Source organism: Pseudonocardia pini, assembly GCF_013870575.1.
Classification (GTDB): Bacteria; Actinomycetota; Actinomycetes; order Mycobacteriales; family Pseudonocardiaceae; genus Pseudonocardia; species Pseudonocardia pini.
Genome location: NZ_JACBXB010000312.1, coordinates 1 through 6065, shown reverse-complemented (window position 1 = coordinate 6065; position 6065 = coordinate 1). Strand labels below are relative to the sequence as shown.

Genomic DNA, 6065 nt, shown 5'->3' with positions numbered 1-6065 from the left:
GAGCGGACAGGGTCGGGCTCGGCGCGGGCGCAGGCTCCCCGCGTCCGAGCGCGCGCACCTCCTCGGTGATGCGTTCGGTCCGACCGGCCTCCGAGCGCTCGTCGGGCAGGGGCGTGCGGACCGCGAGCTCGACGCCCTCGCGCAGGGTCGAGACCTGCTGCTGCACACCGTCCCGGTGCCGTCCACGCAGCTCTCGCTGCTCGGCCAGCGCCGTGGACCAGGCCTGGTCCCGGCCGGTGTCGACGGAGAGGAGCTCGTCGATCGCGGCGAGCTGCTCGTCCGCGCGCTGCAGTTCGTCCGTGCTGCGCTCCAGCTCGCGATAGCCCTCCAGCTGGGACTGGAGGGTGGCTCGCTGCTGCTGCAGGACCTGCCTGCGCCGCTCCATCTCCCGGACGGCGACCGGCGGGGTCCCGCCCTCCCGCGCCACGGGCGAGGCCTTCCAGTCCTGCTCGGCGATCTCGAGCGCCTCGAGCTGGCCACTGACCGCGGTCAACGCCAGCTCCGCCCGGCTCGCCCAGTTCTCCTCGGAGGTCGGCGCGGCGACGCTCGGTGGCGGCGACGGATCCACCGGCGCACCCGCGGTCAACGCGTACCCGCCGAGCAGGATCGCCGTGGCACCGAGCACCGCGATGGTCCGCTTCTGACGGGCGAGCGCCCGCATCCAGCTGGATCGACCGGCCGTGGGAGCGTCGGCGACGGACCGGTCGCGGCCGTCGGCGGTCGAGTTCTCGACCTCGGTTTCGACCGTGGAGCGAACCGGCCGAGGTTCCGAAGGCATCGGTTCCCGCAACCACGGGAGCGTCGCGGTGACCGCGGGGTCCTCGGCGGAGTGCGCTGCGGCTCGACGCAGCCGCCGCATCGCCAGGCGGTGCGCGGCGCAGCAGTAGAGCCGCTCCGGACGACCGGGAACCGACTCGACGACGAGGTCGCATCCCGGGAGCGCGCACACCCGCACCCCGTCACCGGCACCGTCGGTCAACCACTCAGCCATGCGCGCTCCCTCCGCACCCGGACGGGTGATCGCCTCGCGGGCGCCGGACGCTACGCACCCGAACGCGCGCCACCGGGCGTCCGAAACGGTGTCCGACCAGCCTTTCTGACGGGAAGCACCCATTTCGACACGGACAGTGCACGAGTCACGACAAGTCGATCACCATGCGCAACGAAATCGGTTGCTCCTGAGTGATCGAGAACACAGTGAGTGACAGATCGCTGTCACGTGTCACCACACCACGCGCGGGAAGGGCCGCACACGACACCGCCCGCCCCGAACGAGTCGGGGCGGGCGGTTCGGGTGGTGCGGAGGGTCAGTAGCTGGGGAGGGAGGAGTCGACCTGCTTCACCCAGGCCAGCACCCCGCCGCCGACGTGGACCGCGTCCGCGAAGCCTGCTCGGTGCAGGGCCGCGAGGGCCTCGGCGGAGCGGGCGCCGGACTTGCAGTGCAGCACGATCGGCTTGTCCTGCGGGAGCTCGGAGAGCGCCTCGCCCGACAGGATCCGGTCCTTCGGGATCAGCACCGCGCCGGGGATGCTCACGATCTCGTACTCGTGCTGCTCCCGGACGTCGATCAGCGCGAAGTCCTTGCCCGCGTCGATCATCTCCTTGAGCTCGGTCGCGGTGATCGTGTTGCCGACCGCCGCAGCCTGCGCGTCGTCCGAGACGGTCCCGCAGAACGCGTCGTAGTCGATCAGCTCGGTGATCTTCGGGGTGTCCGGGTCCTTGCGGATCTTGACCTGGCGGTAGGTCATCTCCAGGGCGTCGTAGATGACCAGCCGACCGAGGATCGGCTCGCCGATGCCGGTCAGCAGCTTGATCGCCTCGTTGACCATGATCGACCCGATCGACGCGCACAGCACGCCGAGCACGCCACCCTCGGCGCAGGAGGGGACCATGCCGGGGGGCGGCGGCTCGGGGTAGAGGTCGCGGTAGTTCAGGCCGAGCCCGTTGGGGGCGTCCTCCCAGAACACCGAGGCCTGACCCTCGAAGCGGTAGATCGAGCCCCAGACGTACGGCTTGCCGGACAGCACCGCGGCGTCGTTCACCAGGTACCGGGTGGCGAAGTTGTCCGTGCCGTCGAGGATCAGGTCGTAGTCGGCGAAGATGTCCATGACGTTGGACGAGTCCAGCCGGGTCTGGTGCAGCCGCACCTCGACCAGCGGGTTGACCTCCTTGATGGAGTCCCGCGCCGACTCGGCCTTGGGCCGCCCCACGTCCGACTGGCCGTGGATGATCTGGCGCTGCAGGTTCGACGAGTCGACCTCGTCGAACTCGACGATGCCCAGCGTCCCCACACCGGCCGCGGCCAGGTACAGCAACGCGGGCGAGCCCAGCCCACCGGCGCCGACGACCAGCACCTTCGCGTTCTTCAGTCGCTTCTGCCCGTCCATCCCGACATCCGGGATGATGAGGTGGCGGCTGTAGCGCTCCACCTCTTCCTTGGTCAGTTCGGCGGCCGGCTCCACGAGCGGCGGTAGCGCCATGTCAACAGCTCCCTGGGTCTTCCTGCAAAGGCTCTACAGAGCCGCAACACGTTCGTCCGCCGACATCTTCCCATCCGCGAGCGAGTCCCAGAACGCGCCGACGGCCGCGGCGACCCGGTCGGGGGTCTCGATCTGGGCGATGTGCCCGACGCCGTCGAGCATCACGAGCCTGCCGTCCGGGAACGTGCGGGCGGTGCGGGCGGCCAGCCGGGGGTTCACCAGCCGGTCCTTGGTCCCCCAGACGACGAGCGTCGGGACGGGGACCCGCGCGGCAGCGCGCCACAGCCCGGGCCCCATCCAGCTGCGGAACATCCCGAAGGCGGAGCGGTCGATCGCCTGCCCCGCCCACGGCTGCCTGCCGCGGGCCACCATCTCGGCCGCGGTCTCGTCGAGCCGGACGTCCGTGGCCCGGGTGGGGTCCCCGAAGCAGAGCGCGACGGTCGCCTCGGCCCGGGAGCGCGGGCTCGCCGCCGCCAGTTGGGCGCGGGCCTTGCTGCCCAGGCCGGGGATCCAGGCCAGCGCCATCCGCGGGTCGGACATCCGACGGGGGTCGGGCCTGCGGTCCGGCATCGCCGGGGAGACGAGGGTGAGCGACCGCACGAGCTCCGGGCGCCGGGCGGCGACGAGCATCGACACGATCCCGCCGAGCGAGTTCCCCACCAGGTGCACCGGGCGCCCGCGGCCCGCGAGCCAGCAGAGCAGCGCGTCCGCGTGCCCGGCGGGCGAGTAGTCGCAGGAGGGGACGGGCTCGGTGTAGCCGAACCCCGGCAGGTCGACGGCGGTGCCCGCGACCTTCGGGGCCAGCAGGTACGCCAGGTCGGTCCAGTTGGTGGCGGAGCCGGACAGCCCGTGCACGTAGACGGCGTCCTCCCCCGCCCCCGGGGTCTCCCGGACGTGCAGGGTCACCCCGCCCGCCGTGACGTGCCTGCCCGGCCACGGCGCCTGGTGCACGGGCAGCGGCGGCAGGTCGTCGAGGTCGCCCGGGGTCCCCACCCGGGCGCGGGGCGCCGGGATGGACCGCGGGTGAACGAGCGGCAGCGGGAGCGAGACCACACGACGAGCATGACAAGAACCCCGGCCCGCCGGCCACTCCGAGTAGCCGTCACCACTCCGTGCAGCCGATCGTTGATCACCCGAACGCTCGGTCGCCCCAGCCCCGGATACCCCCCGATGGTATGTTCGCGGCACGGAAGGGGACACTCGGGAGAAGGAGGCGCGATGCTCACGGCGGTCCGGCTCGGCGGTTACGTCGGCATCCTCGGCGTGGTCTTCGGCGCGGCCTGGGGCGGCGGCGCGCTGCTCGGCCCCGAGTTCACGACCGCACCCGCCGCCGTCGAGCAGCACATGGGCTCGGACGTGCCGCTCCCGACCCTCACGGACGGGCTGTCCTCCGTGGCCCAGGGGTACACCCTCGCCGCCGAGACCACGACGTTCACCGCGAACCGCACCGCGGACCTGCAGGTCACGGTGACCGGCCCCAGCGGGCCCCTCACCACCTACGAACCCCGCGAGGACGGCGCCGAGCTGCGGATCCTCGTCGTCCGGCGGGACGGGGCGGGGTTCCAGGCGCTCTACCCGGAGCCGTCCGGCGACGGCGGGTGGGTCACCCCGCTCCGGCTGCCGAGTGCCGGGGCGTGGCGCGCGATCGCACAGTTCACCCCCGCGGGCGGGACCCCCACCACGCTCGGCACCGACCTGTTCGTCCCCGGTGACTTCTCTCCCGTCGAGACCGCTCCCGGCCGGTCCGCGCAGGCCGACGGCTACCAGGTCCGGCTGGACGGGGACCTCCGCGCGGGCATCCAGTCCGCCGTCTTCGCGACGGTCAGCCGCGACGGCGCCGGGATCACCGACCTGGAGCCGGACCGGGGGACGTTCGGGGACGTCGTGGCGCTGCGGGCCGGGGACCTCGCCGTCGTCCCGGTGCCCGCGCAGACCCGGGCCGCCCCGCAGGACCGCTCCGGGCCCGGCATCGCCTTCACGGCCCTGGTACCCACGGAGGGCGTCTACCACCTCTACCTGCGCTTCCGGCACGCGGGCGCGGAGCATCTCGTGGACTTCACGGTCCCCACCTTCGGCACGCAGAGCGGAGGCGCCCGATGAGTGCCCCCACCACCCCGGCGGCCGACGCGCAGCGGATCGAGCTCGTGATCGGCGGCATGACCTGCGCGGCGTGCGCGAACCGGATCGAACGCAAGCTGAACAAGATGGACGGCGTCGCGGCCACGGTGAACTACGCCACCGAGAAGGCGACCGTCAGCTACCCGGCCGAGCTCGCGCCGGAGGAGCTGGTCGCCACGGTCGAGGCCGCCGGGTACACCGCGCAGCTGCCGCAGCCGCCGTCGGCCGAGGCCGAGCCGGTCGACCCCGCCGCCGAGCATGCCCGCGACCTGCGGGACCGGCTGATCGTGAGCGCCGTGCTCGCCGTCCCGGTGGTCGTGGTCTCGATGGTCCCGGCCTGGCAGTTCACCTACTGGCAGTGGATCGCGCTGGCGCTGGCCGCCCCGGTCGTCGTGTGGGGGGCGCTGCCCTTCCACCGCTCGGCCTGGACGAACCTGCGCCACGGCGAGGCGACCATGGACACCCTGGTCTCGCTGGGCACGCTCGCGGCGCTGGCCTGGTCGCTGTACGCGCTGCTGTGGGGCGGTGCGGGCGTCGCGGGGATGACCCATCCCTTCGAGCTGACCATCAGCCGCGGCGACGGCACCGACGCGATCTACCTCGAGGTCGCCGCGGGCGTCACCGTCTTCATCCTCGCGGGCCGGTACTTCGAGGCGCGGTCCAAGCGCACCGCGGGAGCGGCCCTGCGCGCGCTGCTGGAGCTGGGCGCCAAGGAGGTCGCGGTGCTGCGCGGGGACGCCGAGGTGCGCATCCCCGTCGACCAGCTGGCGGTCGGGGACCGGTTCGTGGTGCGGCCCGGTGAGAAGGTCGCGACGGACGGCGAGGTCGAGGAGGGCACCTCCGCCGTCGACGTGTCGATGATCACCGGCGAGTCGGTGCCCGCCGAGGTCTCCCCCGGCTCCGCGGTGGTCGGCGGTTGCGTGAACGAGGGCGGCAGACTGGTCGTGCGGGCCACCCGCGTCGGCTCGGACACCCAGCTCGCGCGGATGGCGCGGCTCGTCGAGGAGGCGCAGAGCGGCAAGGCCGCCGTCCAACGGCTGGCGGACCGGATCTCCGGGGTCTTCGTGCCGATCGTGATCGCGCTGGCCGTGGGCACGCTCGGCTTCTGGCTCGGCAGCGACGCGGGCGTCTCTGCGGCGTTCACCGCCTCGGTCGCCGTGGTGATCATCGCCTGCCCGTGCGCGCTCGGCCTGGCCACGCCCACGGCGCTGCTGGTCGGCACGGGGCGGGGCGCGCAGCTCGGCGTGCTGATCAAGGGCCCCGAGGTGCTGGAGTCGACCCGGCGGGTGAACACCGTCGTGCTCGACAAGACCGGCACCGTCACCACGGGCCGGATGAAGCTGATCGAGACCCACGTGGCGGGCCGGGAGTCCGCGGAGCAGGTGCTGCGGCTCGCCGCGGCCGTCGAGGACGGTTCCGAGCACCCCGTCGCCCGTGCGGTCGCCGCCGCGTGGCGGGCGCGGTTCG

The 6065-nt window shown here is 73.2% G+C and carries 5 protein-coding genes; 2 read left to right on the top strand and 3 right to left on the bottom strand.

Annotated elements, in window-relative coordinates; genetic code table 11:
* From H5J29_RS17900 to H5J29_RS35185, 3 genes are all read right to left on the bottom strand, one after another.
* A partial coding sequence (locus H5J29_RS17900; RefSeq protein ID WP_181782098.1) for a hypothetical protein occupies window positions 1-991 on the bottom strand: 991 nt, incomplete at its 3' end.
* 316 nt (window positions 992-1307) lie between these two features.
* Window positions 1308-2480 carry an adenylyltransferase/sulfurtransferase MoeZ gene (gene moeZ, locus H5J29_RS17895; RefSeq protein ID WP_181782097.1) on the bottom strand — a complete coding sequence of 391 codons (1173 nt, stop codon included), beginning with the start codon at window positions 2478-2480 and terminating at the stop codon, window positions 1308-1310.
* A gap of 33 nt (window positions 2481-2513) precedes the next feature.
* Window positions 2514-3533 carry an alpha/beta fold hydrolase gene (locus H5J29_RS35185; RefSeq protein ID WP_312858287.1) on the bottom strand — a complete coding sequence of 340 codons (1020 nt, stop codon included), beginning with the start codon at window positions 3531-3533 and terminating at the stop codon, window positions 2514-2516.
* A 165-nt stretch (window positions 3534-3698) separates the two neighbouring features.
* On the opposite strand from H5J29_RS35185, the gene H5J29_RS35180 reads away from it, so the two are divergent.
* Both H5J29_RS35180 and H5J29_RS17885 read left to right on the top strand, forming a co-directional pair.
* On the top strand, window positions 3699-4580 hold the full coding sequence (locus H5J29_RS35180; RefSeq protein ID WP_246394002.1) for a DUF8832 domain-containing protein: 882 nt from the start codon (window positions 3699-3701) through the stop codon (window positions 4578-4580).
* Window positions 4577-6065: heavy metal translocating P-type ATPase (locus H5J29_RS17885; RefSeq protein WP_181782095.1), on the top strand; the 1489-nt coding region annotated here is incomplete at its 3' end. The genes H5J29_RS35180 and H5J29_RS17885, both read left to right, overlap by 4 nt.